This is a genomic window from Chitiniphilus purpureus (genome assembly GCF_025642115.1).
Lineage (GTDB): Bacteria > Pseudomonadota > Gammaproteobacteria > Burkholderiales > Chitinibacteraceae > Chitiniphilus > Chitiniphilus purpureus.
Window position 1 is genome coordinate 1,792,153 of record NZ_CP106753.1, and the last position, 19,582, is coordinate 1,811,734.

General features: G+C 65.6%; 21 protein-coding genes and 1 pseudogene. 16 read left to right on the forward strand and 6 right to left on the reverse strand.

Annotated elements, in window-relative coordinates; all coding sequences use genetic code 11:
• Window positions 1-19: 19 nt before the first annotated feature.
• On the reverse strand, window positions 20-922 hold the full coding sequence (locus N8I74_RS08315) for a hypothetical protein (protein ID WP_263126426.1): 903 nt from the start codon (window positions 920-922) through the stop codon (window positions 20-22).
• 257 nt (window positions 923-1,179) lie between these two features.
• Between N8I74_RS08315 and N8I74_RS08320 the strand changes: the two genes are divergently transcribed.
• Entirely contained in the window at window positions 1,180-1,782 is a 603-nt protein-coding gene (locus N8I74_RS08320) for a peroxiredoxin (protein ID WP_263126427.1), read from the forward strand.
• Between the two features lie 22 nt (window positions 1,783-1,804).
• Window positions 1,805-2,419: a helix-turn-helix domain-containing protein gene (locus tag N8I74_RS08325; RefSeq protein ID WP_263126428.1), complete on the forward strand. Its 615-nt coding sequence runs from the start codon at window positions 1,805-1,807 to the stop codon at window positions 2,417-2,419.
• Window positions 2,420-2,492: 73 nt separating this feature from the next.
• On the opposite strand, the gene N8I74_RS08330 is transcribed toward N8I74_RS08325, so the two are convergent.
• Window positions 2,493-2,888 carry a hypothetical protein gene (locus N8I74_RS08330; RefSeq protein ID WP_263126430.1) on the reverse strand — a complete coding sequence of 132 codons (396 nt, stop codon included), beginning with the start codon at window positions 2,886-2,888 and terminating at the stop codon, window positions 2,493-2,495.
• Between the two features lie 100 nt (window positions 2,889-2,988).
• Here N8I74_RS08330 and zapE point away from each other — a divergent pair, with 100 nt between their 5' ends.
• The 3 genes from zapE to N8I74_RS08345 all read left to right on the forward strand — a co-directional run bounded on the left by zapE (window position 2,989) and on the right by N8I74_RS08345 (window position 5,512).
• Window positions 2,989-4,140: a cell division protein ZapE gene (gene zapE, locus N8I74_RS08335; RefSeq protein ID WP_263126431.1), complete on the forward strand. Its 1,152-nt coding sequence runs from the start codon at window positions 2,989-2,991 to the stop codon at window positions 4,138-4,140.
• A 4-nt stretch (window positions 4,141-4,144) separates the two neighbouring features.
• Complete coding sequence (locus N8I74_RS08340) at window positions 4,145-5,122, forward strand: NAD(P)H-quinone oxidoreductase (protein ID WP_263126432.1); 978 nt, start codon at window positions 4,145-4,147, stop codon at window positions 5,120-5,122.
• Window positions 5,123-5,263: 141 nt separating this feature from the next.
• Window positions 5,264-5,512, forward strand: coding sequence for a hypothetical protein (locus tag N8I74_RS08345; protein ID WP_263126433.1), 249 nt, complete (start codon window positions 5,264-5,266; stop codon window positions 5,510-5,512).
• Between the two features lie 5 nt (window positions 5,513-5,517).
• Here N8I74_RS08345 and N8I74_RS19470 read toward each other — a convergent pair.
• The 4 genes and pseudogenes from N8I74_RS19470 to N8I74_RS08360 all read right to left on the reverse strand — a co-directional run.
• Window positions 5,518-5,895 (reverse strand): annotated as a pseudogene (locus N8I74_RS19470) (hypothetical protein); the annotation flags it as partial.
• Between the two features lie 468 nt (window positions 5,896-6,363).
• Window positions 6,364-7,731, reverse strand: coding sequence for an NAD(P)(+) transhydrogenase (Re/Si-specific) subunit beta (locus N8I74_RS08350; RefSeq protein ID WP_263126434.1), 1,368 nt, complete (start codon window positions 7,729-7,731; stop codon window positions 6,364-6,366).
• A gap of 1 nt (window position 7,732) precedes the next feature.
• Complete coding sequence (locus N8I74_RS08355; RefSeq protein ID WP_263126435.1) at window positions 7,733-8,077, reverse strand: proton-translocating transhydrogenase family protein; 345 nt, start codon at window positions 8,075-8,077, stop codon at window positions 7,733-7,735.
• 16 nt (window positions 8,078-8,093) lie between these two features.
• Entirely contained in the window at window positions 8,094-9,212 is a 1,119-nt protein-coding gene (locus tag N8I74_RS08360) for a Re/Si-specific NAD(P)(+) transhydrogenase subunit alpha (protein ID WP_263126436.1), read from the reverse strand.
• A gap of 391 nt (window positions 9,213-9,603) precedes the next feature.
• Here N8I74_RS08360 and N8I74_RS08365 point away from each other — a divergent pair, with 391 nt between their 5' ends.
• The 11 genes from N8I74_RS08365 to flgK all read left to right on the forward strand — a co-directional run bounded on the left by N8I74_RS08365 (window position 9,604) and on the right by flgK (window position 19,576).
• The gene (locus tag N8I74_RS08365) at window positions 9,604-9,927 is read left to right on the forward strand and encodes a DUF2325 domain-containing protein (RefSeq protein WP_263126437.1); all 324 of its coding nucleotides are present in this window, start codon (window positions 9,604-9,606) and stop codon (window positions 9,925-9,927) included.
• A 186-nt stretch (window positions 9,928-10,113) separates the two neighbouring features.
• Window positions 10,114-10,518, forward strand: coding sequence for a flagellar basal body rod protein FlgB (gene flgB, locus N8I74_RS08370; protein ID WP_263126438.1), 405 nt, complete (start codon window positions 10,114-10,116; stop codon window positions 10,516-10,518).
• A gap of 14 nt (window positions 10,519-10,532) precedes the next feature.
• Window positions 10,533-10,943, forward strand: coding sequence for a flagellar basal body rod protein FlgC (gene flgC / locus N8I74_RS08375; protein WP_263126439.1), 411 nt, complete (start codon window positions 10,533-10,535; stop codon window positions 10,941-10,943).
• 12 nt (window positions 10,944-10,955) lie between these two features.
• On the forward strand, window positions 10,956-11,639 hold the full coding sequence (locus N8I74_RS08380) for a flagellar hook assembly protein FlgD (RefSeq protein ID WP_263126440.1): 684 nt from the start codon (window positions 10,956-10,958) through the stop codon (window positions 11,637-11,639).
• A gap of 63 nt (window positions 11,640-11,702) precedes the next feature.
• The gene (flgE, locus tag N8I74_RS08385) at window positions 11,703-13,004 is read left to right on the forward strand and encodes a flagellar hook protein FlgE (protein WP_263126441.1); all 1,302 of its coding nucleotides are present in this window, start codon (window positions 11,703-11,705) and stop codon (window positions 13,002-13,004) included.
• 17 nt (window positions 13,005-13,021) lie between these two features.
• Window positions 13,022-13,762, forward strand: a complete 741-nt coding sequence (gene flgF, locus N8I74_RS08390; protein WP_263126442.1) for a flagellar basal-body rod protein FlgF — start codon at window positions 13,022-13,024, stop codon at window positions 13,760-13,762.
• A 31-nt stretch (window positions 13,763-13,793) separates the two neighbouring features.
• Window positions 13,794-14,579 carry a flagellar basal-body rod protein FlgG gene (gene flgG / locus N8I74_RS08395; RefSeq protein WP_263126443.1) on the forward strand — a complete coding sequence of 262 codons (786 nt, stop codon included), beginning with the start codon at window positions 13,794-13,796 and terminating at the stop codon, window positions 14,577-14,579.
• Window positions 14,580-14,603: 24 nt separating this feature from the next.
• On the forward strand, window positions 14,604-15,278 hold the full coding sequence (locus N8I74_RS08400) for a flagellar basal body L-ring protein FlgH (RefSeq protein WP_263126735.1): 675 nt from the start codon (window positions 14,604-14,606) through the stop codon (window positions 15,276-15,278).
• A 12-nt stretch (window positions 15,279-15,290) separates the two neighbouring features.
• A complete protein-coding gene (locus tag N8I74_RS08405) occupies window positions 15,291-16,385 on the forward strand; it encodes a flagellar basal body P-ring protein FlgI (protein ID WP_263126444.1) in 1,095 nt (364 codons plus the stop codon).
• A gap of 67 nt (window positions 16,386-16,452) precedes the next feature.
• Complete coding sequence (gene flgJ / locus N8I74_RS08410; RefSeq protein ID WP_263126445.1) at window positions 16,453-17,355, forward strand: flagellar assembly peptidoglycan hydrolase FlgJ; 903 nt, start codon at window positions 16,453-16,455, stop codon at window positions 17,353-17,355.
• 31 nt (window positions 17,356-17,386) lie between these two features.
• Entirely contained in the window at window positions 17,387-19,576 is a 2,190-nt protein-coding gene (flgK, locus tag N8I74_RS08415) for a flagellar hook-associated protein FlgK (protein WP_263126446.1), read from the forward strand.
• Window positions 19,577-19,582: the final 6 nt, after the last annotated feature.

Below are 19,582 nucleotides of genomic sequence, written 5' to 3' on the forward strand. Positions count from 1 at the left end.
GCGGTGCGGTGCCGGCCTGCTAGTTCAGGCGTTGCCAGTGGCGGGTGCGATCGTTGAAGAATCCGGACTCGCTGTAGGCACGCTCGATGGTGCCGCGTTCGCGCAGCACGGCGATGCCTTTCTCCAGCGCCTGCGCCACCTTGGCGCCATTGGGGGCGGACCGGCTCACGAACAGATGACGGCTGCCCTGCAGGCCGACCTTCACATCGGGAATCGGCAGGAAGCGCTGCTCACCCACACGCAGCGCCATATCCGGTGTGGCCTGGAACGGTGCCAGCAGCACATCGGCGCGCCCTTTGGCCACCATGCCGACCATCGAATCCCAGCTCTGGGTCAGCAACACCTTGGACATGCCCAGCCCCTGCAGGGTGGTCACATCCGGCCGCCAGCTCTCGGCCACCACCGCGGTCAGCCGCTGCACCGCCGGCAGATCCCTGGCCGCGAGGGCGGTCGCGTTGCCTGATGCGGTGTAAAGGCCGGCTTCGAATTCACCCTGGCGGATCAGTGGCGCGCTGATGTAGATCTTGTCCTTGATCGACTGCAGATCGATCAGCCAGGCGGTATTGCCGCCCAACGTCGCACTGCCGGAGAGGATTTCCCGCAGGAAGCGGCTGTACGAGTCGCTGCTGTGGTCCACCTTGACCAGCCGCACCGGTGCGCGCAGCCCACCCAGATGCAGCGCCTGCTGGGTCAGCACCAGTTCGATCACGTCGCGGCGCGAACCGGGGCCGGAAAACCGCTCCAGCGTGAGCGGGTTGCGCTTGCCGATGAAGCGCTGGTAGTCGGTATAGACGTCCTGCTGTGTCAGGATGGTGACGGTTTGGGCGGGATTGCTGTCCGCGCCGGCGAGGCCCGTCCACAAGGCGCAGCCCAATGCCAGTGCCGCGCGGCGGAGTGACGGAATCAGATGGGCGATGCGCATGACGGCTCCTGTGGGACCACGGCTGCATGATCGCGCCGCGGCTGCAAGCTGACAACCTCGGGGCAGCCATAGGATTGGGCTATCGCCTACATCGAGTTTCCTTATTTGACGCTGGCTCGGCGAAGCGTCTATCTTTGGCTGCGCCCACATTCTAGTTCGGCGGCGACAGCGTTTGGGATGCGTTGTCGCAGGCGGCGGCGTCGCCGCTGTTCCCTGCCGTTCCCCCATTCAATATCGCGTCATACAGGAGACCTCCCATGGCCGTTCTCGTTGGCAAGCAAGCTCCCTCGTTCACCGCCGCTGCCGTGCTCGGCAACGGGCAGATCGTCGATCAGTACCATCTGCAGGACCATATCAAGGGCAAGTACGCTGTCCTGTTCTTCTATCCGCTGGACTTCACCTTCGTGTGCCCGTCCGAGCTGATCGCCTTCGATCACCGGCTCGAAGAGTTCAAGAAGCGCAATGTGGAAGTGATCGGTGTGTCGATCGACAGCCAGTTCACCCACAGCGCCTGGCGCAACACTCCGGTCGACAAGGGCGGCATCGGCCCGGTGGGCTATACCCTGGTGGCCGACCTCAAGCACGAGATCGCGCGTGCCTATGATGTGGAGTCCGCCGACGGCGTGGCGCTGCGCGGCACCTTCCTGATCGACCGCAGTGGCGTGGTGCGCCACCAGCTGGTCAATGACCTGCCGCTGGGCCGCAACATCGACGAAACGTTGCGTACCGTCGATGCGCTGCAGTTCACCGAAGAACATGGCGAAGTGTGCCCGGCCGGCTGGAACAAGGGTAAGAAAGGCATGAAGGCCGACGCCCAGGGCGTGGCCGAGTACCTGGCATCCGAAGCGTCCGCGCTGTAACTTCAAGCAGCGGAACAGGCACGTGGGCGAGATCAACCGGCGCTACTTCGAAAGTCTCATGTCGGAGCGGAAATTGTCACTCCGTGGCCTGGCCGAGAAGATGGGACTCGGGCATTCCCAGCTGTCCCTGACCTTCTCCGGGTCGCGCAAGCTCACCCTCGAGGAGGCGGCGCAGCTCTCCCAGATCTTCGGCGAGCCCCTGCATCGGATTGTCGAGAATGCCGGCGTGAGCGTGCGCCCGACCTCCGGTCGGCAGGTGCCGGTAATGGGGGCGGTCGCTGGCGATGGCACCGTGGGGCTCTACAGCTCACTGCAGAATGACGGTGCTCCGCTCAGCGTGATCGAACGCATGTTGGCCCCGGAGGACCTGCCGGACGATGCCCTTGCTATCCAGTTCCGCACCGTCGGCACGCCGCTCGAATGGCTCGACGGGTCGGTCATGTTCTGCCGCAAGCCGGATCGGGTCAGCGCCGAATCGTTCGGCCGCCTGAGCCTGCTTAAGATCAAGGATGGGCCCGTGGCCGTCGGCACGATTAAACGCGGCTACCGGGAAGGCACCTATAACGTGACCGGTCCCTTCCAGCGGGAGAACGTTGTCCTGGAATGGGCGTCGCCGATCCTCATTACCAGGAATTGATACAGCCTAGCGGCAAGGCGGTCATCGGAAAAAAGCCCCGGCATCCCGCCGGGGTTTTTTGCATCCGCCGTGCCTAATGCTGCGCCGCGCGCTCGATGCCCAGCTTCACGCCCGCTTCGACCGCGTCGGACAGTCCCTCGGGCAGCGTGGCGCCCAGTGCCGCCTCGTCTTTAAAGTACCGCAGCAGGTTGGAGTACAGGTGCGGGCGGGCCGCATGCGCGTTCATGTTCGCCAGGACGCCGAATTTCCGGTACTGCTTCAGGAAATGCACGACGAATTCGGTGCTCAGCGCGGTGACCTCCTCCTTGGAGTAGCTCAGGCCCGCCTTGGGTCTTTGGGGGTCGATGGGCTTGATGTAGATCGCCGCCCCTTCGCTGCCGGGCTCGATCGGGCCGGGCTCGCCATCCCATGCGTGGGCGAGGGACAGTGCGAAGACCGCACTCAATGCGGCAAGGTGTTGGGTTCTCATGGACTCGCGGTTGTTGGGGATGGATGCGCTGTGGAACACTGCGCGCGGAAAGCGGCATCTCGGCCGCCGCGTATAATTGCAGGATTTCGCCAGGTCCACCATGTCGCACCACGTCATTTCCCCGCCTGCGGCGGGCACGAGCCCATTGGCCTGGTACCGGGGCCTCTCCGGCCTGCCCGGCTTCATCCACGACCACGCCCAGGCGGATGCCATCGCCAGGTTGGAGGCGCTGTGGCAGGAGCTGGTCGAGTTCAAGCGCAAGCGCAACCGGTTGTTCGGCCGCTCCTTGCTGCCGCAGCCGGTGTTGCCACGCGGGGTGTACCTATGGGGCGGGGTGGGGCGCGGCAAGAGTTTTCTGATGGATGCCTTCTATGCCGGCCTGCCGTACCGCCGCAAGAAGCGCCTGCACTTTCACCAGTTCATGCAGGAAGTCCATGCCGAGCTGCGGCGGCTGCAAGGTGCGAGTGACCCGCTGACCAAGGTGGCCGAGAAATGGGCCAGGGCGGTACGGGTGCTGTGCTTCGACGAATTCCATGTCTCGGACATCGCGGATGCGATGATGCTGCGCCGGCTGCTGGAACAGCTGTTCGCGCGCGGTGTGGTGCTGGTCGCCACCAGCAACTACGCGCCGGACAATCTGTACCCCAACGGGCTGCAGCGCGCCAACTTCCTGCCGGCGATCGCGCTGCTCAAGGAGAAGCTCGATGTGCTCAATGTCGATGGCGGCGTCGACTACCGGATGCGCACGCTGACCGCCGCACGGACCTACCTGGTGCCTCACGATGCGGCGGCGCAGGCGGAACTGGATACGCTGTTCGATGCGATCAGCACCGGGAGCGACCTGAGCAGCACACTGCAGATCGAAGGCCGGCGTGTCAGCGCGCGACGCCATGCGCCGGGCATTGTCTGGTTCGACTTTGCCACGCTGTGCGGCGAGGGCCGTGGCCAGGCCGACTATCTGCAGCTGGCGCGTGAATACCATACGGTCATCGTTTCCGACATCCCGCAGCTGAGCGCGGCCCAGTCCAACCCGGCACGCCGTTTCACCTGGCTGGTCGATGTGTTCTACGACCATCGGGTCAAGCTCATCCTGTCGGCCGCGGTGCCGGTCGAGGCGCTGTACATCCAGGGCCCGCAGGCCGGCGAATTCTTCCGCACCGCCAGCCGCTTGACCGAGATGCAGAGCCACGAATACCTCGCACTGCCGCACCAGTCGGTCCAGGAGACGCTGGCCGGCATTTCGGAGACCTGAACCGATGACGACGATGCAGGCGATCCTGCAGTCCGGCCCCGGCAGACCCTTGCAGCTGGGGCGGACCGAACGCCCCTCGCCCGGCCCGGGCCAACTGCTGGTACGGGTGCACGCCGCTGGCGTCAACCGCGCTGACCTTGCGCAGGCGGCCGGGCGCTACCCGGCCCCGGCGGGCGAATCGCCCATCCTGGGGTTGGAGATCGCCGGCGAAGTGGCCGCGCTGGGGGAGGGGGCCCACGGATTCAGGGTCGGCGACGCGGTATTCGGCCTCGTGGCAGGCGGTGGCTATGCCGAATACTGCGTGCTTGATGCCGGGCTGGCGGTGCACAAGCCTGCCGCGCTGTCCTGGGAGATCGCAGCCGGCCTGCCCGAGGCATGGCTCACCGCATGGCTCAATCTGGTCGAACTCGGCGGCCTGCGGGCGCAGCAGCGCGTGCTGATCCATGCCGGTGCCAGCGGCGTCGGCGCCGCGGCCATCCAGCTGGCACACGTCTGGGGCGCCGCCGTGGCGGCGACCGCCGGCGGCGCGGACAAATGCGCATGGTGCCGCGCGCTGGGCGCCGGGCTTGCCATCGACCATGGCACCGAGGCGTTCGCCGAGGCCGTCAAGGCCTGGGGCGGGGCGGACCTGATTCTGGATACCGTGGGCGGCGACTATCTGCCCCGCAACCAGGCCTGCCTGAACCGCGATGGCACCATCGTGCTGATCGGCGTGCTGCGCGGCACCGAAGCGCATATCAACCTGGGGCTGCTGCTGGTCAAGCGGCAGCGGCTGCTGGGCTCGACACTGCGGGCGCTGCCGTCGGTGCGCAAGGCGCAGCTGGCGGCTGCGCTGTGGCCCTGGCTGTTGCCGCGGCTGGCTGAGGGCCGTATCCGGCCGACCCCGGATCGCAGCTTCGCCCTGGCCGATGCCGCCGCGGCGCACGCGTGGCTGGCCGGCAACCGCAACCTGGGCAAGGTGGTGCTCAGCGTCGCTGCCTGAATGGGGGCAGAGGCTTGATCGGCCCGGCGACCAGCCGCAGCCGCGCGCCCTGCTGGGTGGACAGCCATAGCTTCATGGTTGCCCACTGTCGGGATCAGCGGGTGGACCTGCCGGTAGACGACGCCGTTGACGGTGGTCGGCGTGAAGGTCAGCGTCCAGTCGCTCAGCCAGGCGTCCACTTCGTTGGCGCTGTGGTTGTCGGTCATGTCGCCGCTGAACATCACGAAATGCGGCCGCACCTTCTGCACCAGCCGGTTGCCTTGCTGGCGCACGCTGCGGTTGGTGCGCGAATCACCGCCGGCGATGAAGGTCATGGGCTCATTGCCGGCTGGTGCGGTGCGGAACAGATGGGGCTCGCTGCAGCCGCTGCTGTCGCAGGCGCGGAAATAGTATTCGGTAGCGGCTGTCAGCCCGTTGAGGCGGACAAAGTGGCTGGTCAGGCTGGACTTGAACGTGCGCGCCATGGCGCTGCCGCTGTTCTGCCAGCCGGACTCATCGGTGGTCGTGCCATATTTCACGTATTGGCCGCTGGCAGCACCGCTTTGAGTAAAGCCGACCACGGCTTCGCTCGTCGGGTTGGCATCCCAGACAACACGGACATCCTTGACAGCGGCGCCGACCGCCTGCGCGAGCAGCAAGGCCGCACAGGCCGCTCCCCACAAGGTATGACGTTGCATGGTGCACTCCTTGATCATGGCCCAGGCCGAGTCATGGGCCTTGTCGGAAAGGCGCCGCTCTTGCTGGCGCATGGGGTCCGTCGATGCATTGTGCATTTGCACAATCACCCGACAGGCGCCAAGACTCCGCGAAACGTGATGGGGCACAAGCCCGGCCAGTCAGGCGGTCACTCCAGCCAAGTGACCGGCAAGGTCGTGTTGCGCCAACCCCCTGATGTAGCGGTGAATCCGACCGATCCGGGGTGGCAGTGTGGTGGCCGGGCGGCCTTCGACCGCGCTGCGCCCTTGCCCGGGCAGGTGGGTGGTTGTGCGGTGCGGCAAAAGTCGTGATGTGACAGCGCAACCGCGACGCACCGGTGCTGTTGGCCATCGCGTTGGCGCCCGGGTGCCATGGTCGGGCTGACCCGGCCGGGCCTGCTCGACACAAGGCGCGCAAGGCCGCCGCCGATGGTGGGGCGGGGCGGTCGGGAAACCGCCGCGCCGGGCCCGGATGATCGTGGCGCGGTTCCGCTCCGACGCGTGCCGCCATGCGCGCCGGCGCAACGACGGATGCTGCGTGGCGGCTCAGTGCACCGACTGCAACATGCCCTCGACCACCTTCTTGGCATCCCCGAACACCATCATGGTCTTGTCCATGTAGAAGAGGTCGTTGTCGAGCCCGGCGTAGCCCGCGCCCATCGAGCGCTTCACCACCAGCACCGTGCGCGCCTTGTACGCTTCCAGGATGGGCATGCCGTAGATCGGGCTTGCGGTATCGGTCTTGGCCGCCGGGTTGACCACGTCGTTGGCACCGATCACCAGCACCACGTCGGTGGTGGCGAACTCGTTGTTGATCTCCTCCATCTCCAGCACCTTGTCGTAGGGCACCTCGGCTTCGGCCAGCAGCACATTCATGTGGCCGGGCATGCGGCCGGCCACCGGGTGGATGGCGTAGCGCACCTTCACGCCGCGTTCCTCCAGCAGCTCGGCCAGTTCGTTGAGGGCGTGCTGCGCGCGCGAGACCGCGAGGCCGTAGCCGGGCACCACCACCACGCTTTCGGCGTTACTCATCAGGAAGGCGGCATCCTCAGGGCTGCCGGACTTGTAGCGCTTTTCGCCTGCGTCGCCATGGCCGCCGCTGTTCTGCTGCGCGCCAAAGCCGCCCAACAGCACCGATGCGAGCGACCGGTTCATCGCCCGGCACATGATGGTGCTGAGGATGGCGCCGGACGCACCGACGCAGGCCCCGGCGATGATCAGCACCGGATTGTCCAGCGTGAAGCCGATGCCGGCGGCGGCCCAACCCGAGTACGAGTTGAGCATGGACACCACCACCGGCATGTCGGCGCCGCCGATCGGCACGATCAGCAGCACGCCCAGGATCAGCGCCAGTGCCACCATCATCAGAAAGGCCGCATGGCCATCGCTGACGACGTAGGCGATCCCAAAACCCAGCAGGGCCAGCGCGACGGCAAGGTTGATCAGATGCTGGCCGGCAAAGCGCACCGGTCTGGCGGCAAAGCGCCCGGACAACTTGCCCCAGGCGACGACCGAGGCGGTGAAGGTGATTGCGCCGATGGCGGCACCCAGGAACAGCTCGACTTTCTGGATGAGGCTGTGCGACACCCCGGCATGTTCGATCGCCGCCACCGCGATCAGCACGGCCGCCAGGCCCACCAGCGAATGCATGGCGGCGACGAGTTCGGGCATCGCCGTCATTGCCACGGTGCGGGCGCGCCAAGCCCCCACCGCCGCACCGGCCGCCACCGCCAGACCGATCAGCCACAGTACCGGACCTGGTGCCACGAACAGCGTGGTCGCGACCGCGATGCCCATGCCGGACATGCCATAGAGATTGCCCCGGCGGGCCGAGGCTGGCGAGGCAAGACCGCGCAGCGCCAGGATGAACAGCACGGCACTGGCAAGATAGGCGAGCGCATACAGGTTCTGCATGTCAGCGCTCCTTCCTGCGGAACATCTCCAGCATCCGGCGGGTGACCAGAAAGCCACCGAAGATGTTGATGCTGGCCAGGAATACGGCGATGGCGCCGAGGATGCTGGTCAGCGTGATTGCCTGCCCGTCGATCCGGACCACCTGCAACAGGGCGCCGACGATGATGATGCCGCTGATGGCATTGGTCACGGCCATCAGCGGGGTATGCAGTGCGGGGGTGACGTTCCACACCACGTGATAGCCCACGAAGATGGCGAGCACGAAAACGGTGAGGCTGACGATGACGGCATCGGCGCCGCCGGCCTGGGCGACGGCGGACGCTGCGTGGATGATGGGTTCGTTCATGAGGGATCTTCCTGGGTCAGATGGGCATGAGCTCGCCGCGGTGGGCGATGCAGGTGGCGGCGAGGATATCGTCGGCAAGATCGGGGGCGAGGTGCCCCGCCTGGTCGGCAAGCAGTGCCGTGAACGCGAGCACGTTGCGCGCGTAGAGCGCCGAGGCGTCGGCCGCCAGCTCCGCCGCGAGGTTGCCGCAACCGAGCACTGTGACGCCGCCTGCCGTCACATGGCAGCCGTCCGGGCTGGCCAGCGCGCAATTGCCGCCGCTGTCCACCGCCAGATCGACGATCACGCTGCCCGGCTTCATCGCCGTCACCATGGCTTCGGTCAGCAGCAGCGGCGCGGGCTGGCCCGGGATCTGGGCGGTGGCGATCACGATATCGGCTTCGCACGCACGGGCGGCGATCAGGGTCGCCTGGCGTGCCTGGTAGTCGTCCGACATCGCGCGCGCGTAACCGGCGGCGCTCTGGCTCGACAGTTGCTCCGCCTCGCTCGACGGCACCTCGACAAAGCGGGCGCCGAGCGATTCGACCTGTTCACGTGCCGCGGGACGTACATCGAACGCCTCGACCATGGCGCCCAGCCGCCTCGCTGTCGCGATGGCCTGCAATCCTGCGACCCCCGCACCGAGGATCAGTACCCGTGCCGGTTTGACGGTGCCGGCCGCGGTCATCAGCATCGGCATGAAACGTGGATAGTGCTGGACCGCCTTGAGCACCGCGCGGTAGCCGGCCACATTGGCCTGCGAGGACAGCACGTCCATGGCCTGGGCCCGGGTGGTGCGCGGGATGCGCTCCAGTGCAAACGCGGTCAGGCGCTTGTCCGCAAGCCAGCGGCGGTGCGGGTAGCGATGCGCCTCGAACAGGGCGACGACGGTGGCCCCGTCGGGAATGGCCGCCAATGCCGCCTCGCTGGGCGCGCGTACCCGCAGCACCACGTCCGCGCCGGCGTAAAGGGATTCGGCGGGCACCAGCGTTGCACCGGCGGCGACGTATTGCGCGTCCGCAATCGCCGCAGCAAGCCCGGCGCCGGGCTCGACCCGCACTGTGTGGCCCTGGGCCAGATACTTCTTCACCGTTTCCGGCGTTGCCGCCACCCGGTGCTCGCCTGGGTGTGTTTCCGCGGCTATCGCAATCAGCATCGATCTGTTCCTCCTTGCATCGGACAGGTGGGCCTGTCCGCCTTCGGATATGGGCGGGCTGCCTGCCGGAGTCGCAGCGGCAACGGCCGCAGCGGCGGCCGGGCGGTCTCCGGCAAACCCTCCCATTAAGCCGCGTCGGCACGCGTCCCGGTTTGACCGGACGCAAGCGCGGGGCGGGCACCGCTGTCACGGCGCCACCGTAGCGATGGCGGCATCGTGGGCCGGGCCGCGCGGCGTGACTGGCCGGGGAACGATCGCCACCGGCATTGCCGCATTCGCGCCCATTCATCCAGCCGTCTTGCCAAGTGCCATTTATTGAATGAGAATTAGTCTCATTACATGGGCAAGCGCGAGCGCTGCCGTTTCCAACATCACTGCATGGGGTTATCCGATGAATGCTTATCTGGTCGGGGCGGATGTACTGGGCAACATTCCCGAGCTGTTGTCCCAATACGGCATTTCGATCCACAAGCACGTCTCCGGCCGCCATGCGGCGCACCAGCGCAAGCCCGCCAGCCTGAAAGGCGTGGATCTGATCATCCTGTTCACCGATTTCCTGGGGCACAACGTGATGCGGCACTATCGCGAGCTGGCCAACGAGGAAAAGATCCGCTTCGTGGCGTGCCGCCGCTCCGTCTGTTCGCTGTCGCAATCACTGGACAAGGTATGTCCGCGTCAGGGTTGCGCCGCCTGCCCGCAACAGCCGCGTCGCTGAGTCTGGCCACCATCGCCTCTGCCGACGGCCGTCCGATGCGGCCGTTTGGGTCCCCATGGCGGCAAGGATTGCCGCCTCCCGCTGTTTCCGGCGGCATCCGGCCCGCTCAATCCTTGCTCCGTCAGGTGCACTGCCCGTGGCACGCTTCCTGCTAGATAAGCATCGACTTATCAGGAGACCGCGCTCATGCTGGGACGCATCGACGCTTATTTCAGGCCGCAGGAGACCGCGCTCAAACTGCGCAGCCACCGGCAGGAAGTGCTGGCATCCAACATCGCCAACGCCGATACGCCGCACTACAAGGCGCGCGACTTCGATTTCGGCACTGCCTACGCAGCCGCGCTGGAGGCCAAACCCACCGCGCCGCTGGCCCATACCGACCCCCGCCACCTGCAGCCCAGCCAGCGCATCGACCCGTTCGAACCGCAGCTGCGCTATCTGAATCCTGCCCAGGGGGCCATCGACGGCAACACCGTGGAAATGGAAACCCAGATGCGCGAATTCGCCGACAACGCCGTGCGTTACCAGGCCGCGATCACCTTCATGCAGCGACGCATCGAAGGGTTGCGCGGCGCAATGCAGAACCAGTAACCGGAGCCTGAGCCATGTCGCTGTTCCGCACCTTCGATATCGCTTCCTCGGCCATGCAGGCCCAGTCGATGCGGCTCAATGCCGTGGCCAGCAACCTGGCCAACGCCGAATCGGCCACCAGCGCCAACGGCCAGCCCTACCGCGCCCGGCAGGTGGTGTTCCAGAGCGCCTTGCTCGACGCGCGCGCCAGATTGCCGGGCGTCAAGGTGGCTGCGGTGGTGGAGGACCAGAGCGCGCCGCGGCTGGTGTACGACCCACGGAACCCGCTGGCGGACGCCAATGGCTACATCGCCATGCCCAATGTGAGCGTGGTCGAGGAAATGACCAACATGATGTCGGCCTCGCGCGCTTATCAAACCAACGCCGATGTGATGAACACGGCCAAGACGCTGATGCTGCGCACGCTGCAGCTGGGCCAATCCTGATAGGAGGCAATCATGGCAACCACTCCCGGCACCTCCGGCATCGAGACGCGTTTCGATTACACCGCGCTCAACAAGAAGGCCGACACCGACAAGAGCGCGATGCAGGAGCAGCAGGACGCGTTTCTCAAGCTGCTGGTCAAGCAGCTGCAAAGCCAGGATCCGATGAATCCGATGGACAACGCGCAGATGACCAGCCAGATGGCGCAGATCAACACCGTCACCGGCATCGAGAAGCTCAACGCCGCGGTGCAGACGCTGCTCTCGTCGTACAGCGCCTCGCACAGCATCCAGGCCGCCGGGCTCGTGGGCAAGCAGGTGATGGCGCCCCAGGACACCTTCGCGTTCGATCCGGCCAAGCCGCTGCAGGCCGGGGTCACGGTACCCGAGGGCGTGACCCAGGTCGGCGTCGCCATCATCGGCGAGGATGGCAAGGTGGTCGATCAGATGGCCGGCACCGCCAAGGAAGGTGAATTCATGCCGATCGAGTGGGACGGCACCCTGAGCGATGGCACCAAGGCCAAGGCCGGCAACTATTTCATCGTCGCCAAGGGGCTGAACGCCGACGGCAAGGAGGTCAACCTGACGGTGAATGGCTGGCAGCAGGTCAAGAGCGTGGAATTCGGCAAGGAAGGGGTGAATGTCAATCTGGCCAGCGGCAAGAAGGTCGGGTTCGACACCATCCAGCAGGTGATGTAGGCGTGACGCAGGTGGACGGCGTGGCCTGATGGCGCGCCGGCAGGATTTGCCAGGAGAGACAAAATGGGTTTTCAACAGGGATTGAGCGGGCTGAACGCGTCATCGAAGAACCTTGACGTGATCGGCAACAACATCGCCAACGCCAATACCGTGGGCTTCAAGGCTTCGCGCACCGAGTTCGCCGACGTGTTTGCCGCCACGTTCGCCTCCGCCGGCAACATTGCCGGCATCGGGGTGCGCGTCAAGGACATCGCGCAGCAGTTCGGCCAGGGCAACATCACTTCCACCAACAATCCGCTGGACATCGCCATCACTGGCAACGGCTTTTTCCGGATGCAGGATTCGTCCGGCGCGATCACCTACAGCCGCAACGGCCAGTTCCAGCTCGACCGCGAAGGCAATGTGGTGAACGGTGGACAGACCTTGACCGGCTGGCTCGCCGATCCGGTGAGCGGTGCGTTGATCAAGGGCGGGCAGCCGCAGGCACTGCAGGTCTCGGTGAGCAACGTCGGCGCGCGCGCCACCGGCGCTTCCGGTCTCTCCAATTCCGGGGTGCAGATGCAGCTGAATCTGGATGCCTCCAAACCCATTCTCGATCGCGCGGCGCCGCCCACTGGTGTCGGTCCGCTCAACATCACCGATCCGACCACCTATACCAGTGCCACCTCGGCCGATGTATACGATGCCCAGGGCGTGCGCCATACGCTGCAGTATTTCTTCACCAAGGTGGGCACCAACCAGTGGGAGGTGCAGACCTCGTTCGACGGTGCCGCCCCGGTGATGGCGGATCCTGACGGCGCAGGGGCGTTGACCCAGGGCTATCTCTACTTCGACGGCAATGGCCAGTTGGTCGATACCGCCCCGGACAGCGTGGCCGGCTACGTGTTCACCACCAACCTGGTGGCACCCAACGGCGCGACGAGTCCGTTCACGTTCAACGTCAATTTCGCCAGATCCACCCAGTTCGGCAGCGCGTTCGGCGTCAACCAGCTCAGGCAGGACGGCTATCCGGACGGCGTGCTGACCGGGATGTCGATCTCCAAGGACGGCACCATCCTGGCGCAGTTCTCCAACAGCCAGACCAAGACGATCGGCCAGATCGTGTTGGCCAATTTCGCCAACCCGCAGGGGCTGCAACCGATGGGCGACAACCGGTGGGCCGAGACCTACGACTCGGGGCAGGCGCGCGTGGGTGATCCGGGCACCACCGACCTGGGCCTGTTGCAGGCGGCAGCGGTGGAGGATGCCAACGTCGATCTGACCGCCGAACTGGTCAACCTGATCGTCGCCCAGCGTAGCTATCAGGCCAATACCCAGACCATCAAGGCGCAGGACACCATCCTGCAGACCATCGTCAACCTGTAAGCCGGATAGCCAGTGCCATGGATAGGCTGATCTACACCGCAATGACCGGCGCCAAGCATAGCGCCTACCGCCAGGAAGCCATCGCGCACAACCTCGCCAACGTCGGCACGCCCGGCTTTCGCGCGCAGCTGGAGAGCTTCCGCGCCGTGCCGGTGCTGGCCCCGGGTACGCTGCCCACACGTGCCTTCGTGGTGGAGCAGAGCACCGGGTCCGATTTCACGCCCGGCGTCCTGCAGCAGACCGGGCGCGATCTGGATGTCGCGATCGAAGGCGACGGCTGGTTCGCGGTCCAGACCGATACGGGTGAGGCATATACCCGCAACGGCGGATTCGAGATCGACGCCACGGGCCTGTTGAAAACCCGCAATGGCCAGGTGGTGCTGGGCGAGGCTGGCCCGATCACAGTGCCGGAAAACACCTTCGTCACCTTCGGCGCCGATGGCACGGTCAGCGGTGCCGACCGCAACAACCCGGCCCAGGTCAACGAACTGGGCCGGATCAGGCTGGTCAACCCGCCGCTTGAGACGCTCGATCGCGGCAGCGACGGCCTTTTCCGGCAGCGCAGCGGCGCGCCGGCGCCGGCCGATGCCAATGTCCGCGTCGCATCGGGCAGCATCGAGACCAGCAATGTCAACGCGGTAGACGAACTGGTCGACATGATCAGCGCGCAACGCCACTACGACATGCAGGTGCGCCTGTTGCAGACCGCCGATACCAATGCGCGCTCGGCCGCGCAGATTCTTGCCGTGTCGGCCTGAGGCCGCACCCTGACGATAAGGAAACGCCACCATGATGCGCTCGCTGTGGATTGCCAAGACCGGCATGGACGCCATGCAGATGCATGTCGACGTCATTTCCAACAACCTGGCGAATGTCAACACCAACGGCTTCAAGCGGCAACGGATCGTGTTCGAGGATTTGCTGTACCAGAACATGCGCCAGCCCGGTGCCTCGACCAGCCAGCAGACGCAGCTGCCCACCGGCCTGCAGCTCGGAACCGGGGTGAAGCCGGTGGCCACGGCCCGTATCTTCATGCAGGGCGGTTTGCAGATCACCGACGGCCCGCTGGACATGGCGATCAACGGCGAAGGTTTTTTCCAGATCGCGCTGCCGGACGGCACCACTGCCTATACCCGCGACGGCGCGTTCCAGGTCGACAGCCAGGGCAATGTGGTCACCGCCAGCGGCTATCAGATCCAGCCTGCGCTGCAGGTGCCGCAAGGGACGACCAAGCTCACCATCGGCAAGGACGGCACGGTCACCGCCATCGTCAACAACAACTCGGCCGCACCGGCGCAGCTGGGCACGGTGCAGCTGGCCACCTTCATCAACCCGCCGGGGTTGCAATCGATCGGCGAGAACCTGTTCCTCGAAACCGCCGCCTCGGGCGCGCCGGTGGCCGGGCAGCCTGGCACCAACGGTCTTGGCGCGATCAACCAGGGTTATGTGGAGACCTCCAACGTTAACGTGACTGAGGAGCTGGTCAACATGATCCAGGCGCAGCGGGCCTATGAGATCAATTCGCGGGCGGTGCGCACCTCGGACGAGATGCTGCAGCGGCTTACCCAGCTCTAAGCGTCATCCAGGAAGAGGGCAGTGATGAAACACCTTGGCGTCGCGCTTCTGGCCGCACTGCTCACCGCGTGCGCGATGGAGCCCAAGAGCATCGTGACGCAACCGACCACCACCCGGCCCACGGCGCCGCTGCAGGCAAGCCAGAACCAGGGCGCCATCTTCCAGGCCGGCAGCGCCCGCATGCTGCTCGAAGAGCGCGTGGCCCGCCATATCGGTGATCTGTTGACCATCAACGTGCAGGAAAACCTGTCGGCCACCAACACTTCGAACAGCAGCGCGGACCGCACTGGCGAGCTCAACTACGGCACGTCCGGCAACCTGCCGTTCATCCCGCCCAGCATCGAAAAATATCTGGTGCGCCCAGTCGAAGTGACGGCCAACAGCAACAACACCTTTTCGGGCAAGGGCTCGACCACCAACTCCAACAACTTTGCCGGCACCATTGCCGTCACGGTGGTCGATGTGCTGCCCAACGGCAATCTGGTGGTCGGGGGGGATAGGCAGATCGCGGTCAACGGCCAGGTCAACACGCTGCGCTTCACCGGCGTGGTCAACCCGTTCGACATCCAGACCGGCAACACGGTCTCGTCGACCAAGGTGGCCGATGCGCGCATCGAGCAGGTCGGACGCGGCTATATCGCGGATGCGCAGACCATGGGCTGGCTGCAGCGTTTCTTCCTGAATGTGATGCCGTTTTAAAGGAGCCGGGCAATGTTGCGGATGATGGCCTGGATGATGCTCGCGTTGTCGCTGGCCGCAGTGGCCCGCGCCGAGAAGGTGCGCGACCTGGCCAGCGTGGCGGGCGTGCGCGACAACCAGCTGGTTGGCTACGGGCTGGTGGTGGGGCTGGACGGCAGCGGTGATCAGACCACGCAGACGCCGTTCACCGTGCAATCGGTGGTCAACATGCTCGGCAACCTTGGCATCCAGGTGCCCGGTGGCGGCAATCTGCAGCTCAAGAACGTGGCGGCGGTCACCGTCACCGCCACGCTACCGGCGTTTGCGCGGCCGGGCCAGCCGCTGGATGTGACTGTCTCGTCGATCGGCAACGCCAAGAGTCTGCGCGGCGGCACGCTGGTGCTGGCGCCGCTCAAGGGCGCGGACGGCCAGATCTACGCGATGGCGCAGGGCAACCTGATCGTGGCGGGCGCGGGCGCCCAGGCTGGCGGCTCAAGCACGCAGGTCAACCAGTTGGCCACCGGGCGCATCCCCGGTGGTGCCACGGTCGAGCGTGCTGTGCCCAACCCGCTGGGGCAGGGCGAATTCGTGCAGCTGGAGTTGCTGCAGACCAACTTCACTCTCGCCAGCCGCATGGTCAACGCCATCAACGGCGCACTCGGTCCGGTGGCGGCAGCGCAGGATGGCCGTGTGATCCAGGTGCGCGCCCCGCTCGACAACAACCAGCGTGTCGCCTTCCTGTCGCGCCTGGAGAATATCGATGTCAGCGCTCCCGAGGGCGCACCCAAGGTCATCATCAACGCACGTACCGGGTCGGTGGTGATGAATCAGGCGGTGACGGTGGAACCGTGCGCCATCTCGCATGGCAACCTGACCGTGACCATCAACGCCAACAACCAGGTCTCGCAGCCGAACCCGCTTGCCGGTGGCCAGACCGCGGCGGTGCAGAACGCGGATGTGCAGATCCAGTCCGATTCGGGCGGCGTGGTGCGGCTGCCCAGGGCCGCCAACCTGCGCGACGTGGTGCGTGCGCTCAACACCGTGGGGGCGACCCCGCAGGACCTGCTGGCCATTCTGCAGGCGATGAAAGCGGCCGGCAGTCTGCGGGCGCAATTGGAAGTGATCTGACGCCGCCGCTGTGCATCTGGCACGGCGTTTGCTCTGTGAACGGTACACGATTGCCGAGCCACGTCCGATGTTGAAGATTCCGGCTTCCCAACCCTTGCGCGATTTTGCAGCCGACGTGCGCAGCGCCGACCAGCTGCGCCTGTTGAACAAGCAGGATGCAAAAGCGGCCACGCGCGAGGTCGCCCGCCAGTTCGAAGCGTTGCTGGTGCAGCAGATGCTCAAATCCATGCGCGAAGCGAGCACGCATTTCGACGAATCGAGCAATTCGAGCATCGACCTGTTCCGTGGCATGTACGACCAGCAGCTGGCGCAAAGCTGGACACGCAGCGGTGGTACGGGCTTGGCCGACGCGATCCTGCGGCAGATCGAGGTGCAGACCAATCCGGCGTTGCTCGACCAACCCCGCACCGGGCGCGCCCAGCTGGCCGTCACGGCGCCGGTGCGGCAGGCGGCGGCGGCGGCGGCGAATTCTGCCGCGCCGGTGGCCGCCGCTACGGCAAAAGATGCCGCAGCACAGTTTCTCGATCGCATCGGCAATGCTGCGGGGCCTGCCGCCGAACGGCTTGGGGTGGCGCCGTCGCTGTTGGTGGCGCATGCCGCGCTCGAAACCGGCTGGGGCAGAAAACCGATCCGCGACGCGGCCGGCAACGACAGCCACAACTTGTTCGGCATCAAGGCCGGCGGTGACTGGCAAGGCCGCACCGCCGAGGTCACCACCACCGAATTCATCCACGGCGTGCCGCAGAAACGGGTCGAGCGCTTCCGGGCGTATGACAGCTACGCCGAGGCGTTCGCCGACTATGCCGCGCTGATCGAGCGGCGCTATCAGGGCGCACTCGCGCAGGATGCGGGCGGATACGGTGCGGCACTGCAGGCCGGGGGCTACGCCACCGACCCACGCTATGCCGACAAATTCACGCGGGTCGCCGTCCAGGTGGCCCGGTTGCAGGACAGCTCAAGAATCGGCTGACCCAGCCGATGGATGAACTGGGAGTAACGATATGGCATCGAGTGTTTTCAGTATCGGCGTTTCCGGCCTGAATGCCGCCAACCTGGGGTTGGTGACGACCGGGCACAACATTTCCAACGTCAATACCCCTGGCTATTCGCGTCAGTACCTCAAGCAAAGCGCACCGTACCCGCAGATGACGGGCAGCGGCTTTGTCGGGCTGGGCGTGAAGATCGACAGCGTGCAGCGGGTGTACGACCAGTTCCTGACGCGGCAGGTGCAGACCTCGCAGGCCACGGCGAGCTATCTGCAGACCTATCTGTCGCACCTGGAAGAGATCGACAACGTCGTCGCCGATCCCACCGCCGGCGTTTCGCCCGCGCTGCAGAGCTTTTTCTCCGCGGTGCAGAACGTCTCGACCAATCCGGCGGATACGGCTGCGCGTTCCGCGCTGATCGCCTCGGCCCAGACGCTGGTCAACCGCTTCCAGACGTTCGAGCAGCGCCTTGCCGAAAGCTACGACACGCTCAATGGCGAGATCACCAACACGGTGGGCAATATCAACGCGGTGGGCCGGCAGATCGCCGAGCTGAACCGCCAGATCTCGATCCAGTCCGCTTCCGGCCAGACGCCAAACGATCTGCTCGACCAGCGTGACCAGGCGCTGCGCGATCTGAACCGCTACATCAAGGCCACCACGGTGACGCAAAGCGATGGCACGTTGAATGTCTTCATCGGCAACGGCCAGAACCTGGTGGTGGGCGGGCAGAGCATCGAGCTTGCCGCCGAGCCGTCCCCGGCCGATCCGTCGCGTCTTGCGGTGGTGTACAAGCAGAACGGCAACAATGTCTACCTGCCCGAAGGCCAGCTCGAGGGTGGGCAGCTGCAAGGGCTCTTGCGCTACCGGTCAGCCTCGCTCGATCTGGCCAGGAACAGCCTGGCGCAGGTCGCCCTCGGCTTTGCCCAGACATTCAACGCCCAGCACAGCGCCGGACAGGACCTGTACGGCAACATCGGCACCGACTTTTTTTCGTTGCCGACGGCCAATGCGTTCGATACCACGCTGAACGGGGCCACCATCCGTGTCACTGCGCCGCCGACCGCGATCCCGGGATCGGATTTCGCACTGGCCTACGATGGCACCAACTACACGTTGCGGCGCCTGTCGGACAATCAGAGCGTCAGCATCACGCCGGCACAGCTTGCCGGTGGCCACGCCGCGCTTGGTGTCACCGTGCAACTCACCGCGGGGGCGCCGGGCAGCGCCGGCAGCACCGACTGGTCGTTCCCGCCGGCATTGGGCAACATCGATTTCAACACGCTCAACACCGGCAATGCAGAGCTGGGCGGCTATATCAGCGATGTGGCCAAGCTGACCAACAGCAACTACGAATTCGGTTTCGATGGCACCAACTACGTGCTCACCCGGCAGAAGGACGGCCAGAAGACGGTGTTCACGCCGGCGCAGATGGCGGCCGGCATCCAGCACGACGGTCTGGCGCTGCGTATCGACAGCGGGACAATGAACGCAGGTGACCGTTTCACCGTCAAACCATTGGAAGGACTGATACGTGGCATGGGGGTGGCGATCAGCGATCCGCGCAATGTGGCGGCAGCCTCGCCGATCGTGGCCTCGCAAGCCGCGGCCAATACCGGCAAGCTCACCATCACCCAGCCGGCGGTGGATGCACCCAGTGCCGTGACCACCGATGCCGCGATCAATCCGGCGCTGAAGAATCCGGTCTCGATCCAGTTCACCGGCGCGGCCACCTTCACCATCACCGATACCGTGACCGGTGTGACCAGCGCGCCGCAGACGTATACCGCGGGCATGCAGGTGAACTTCAACGGCTGGAGCATGAAGCTTGACGGCCAGCCTGCAGTGGGTGATGTCATCAACGTCAAACCCAATGTCGCCGGCAGCGCCGACAATCGGAACGCACTGGCGCTCGGCACGCTGCAAACCAGGCGTATCCTGAATGGCGGCACCTCGACGTACCAGGAAACGTACGGCCAGATGGTGAGCACCATCGGCATCCAGACCAACGAGGCGCAGGTGATGTCGGATGCGCAGGACGCCATCCTCGCCCAGGCCGAGACCGCGCGCGATGCGGTTGCCGGGGTGAACATCGACGAAGAGGCCGCCAATCTGCTGCGCTACCAGCAAGCCTATGTGGCAGCCAGCAAGGTGATCCAGATCGCGCAGGAAGCGTTCGATCAGATCGCCAACATCGCAAGCTAAGGAGGG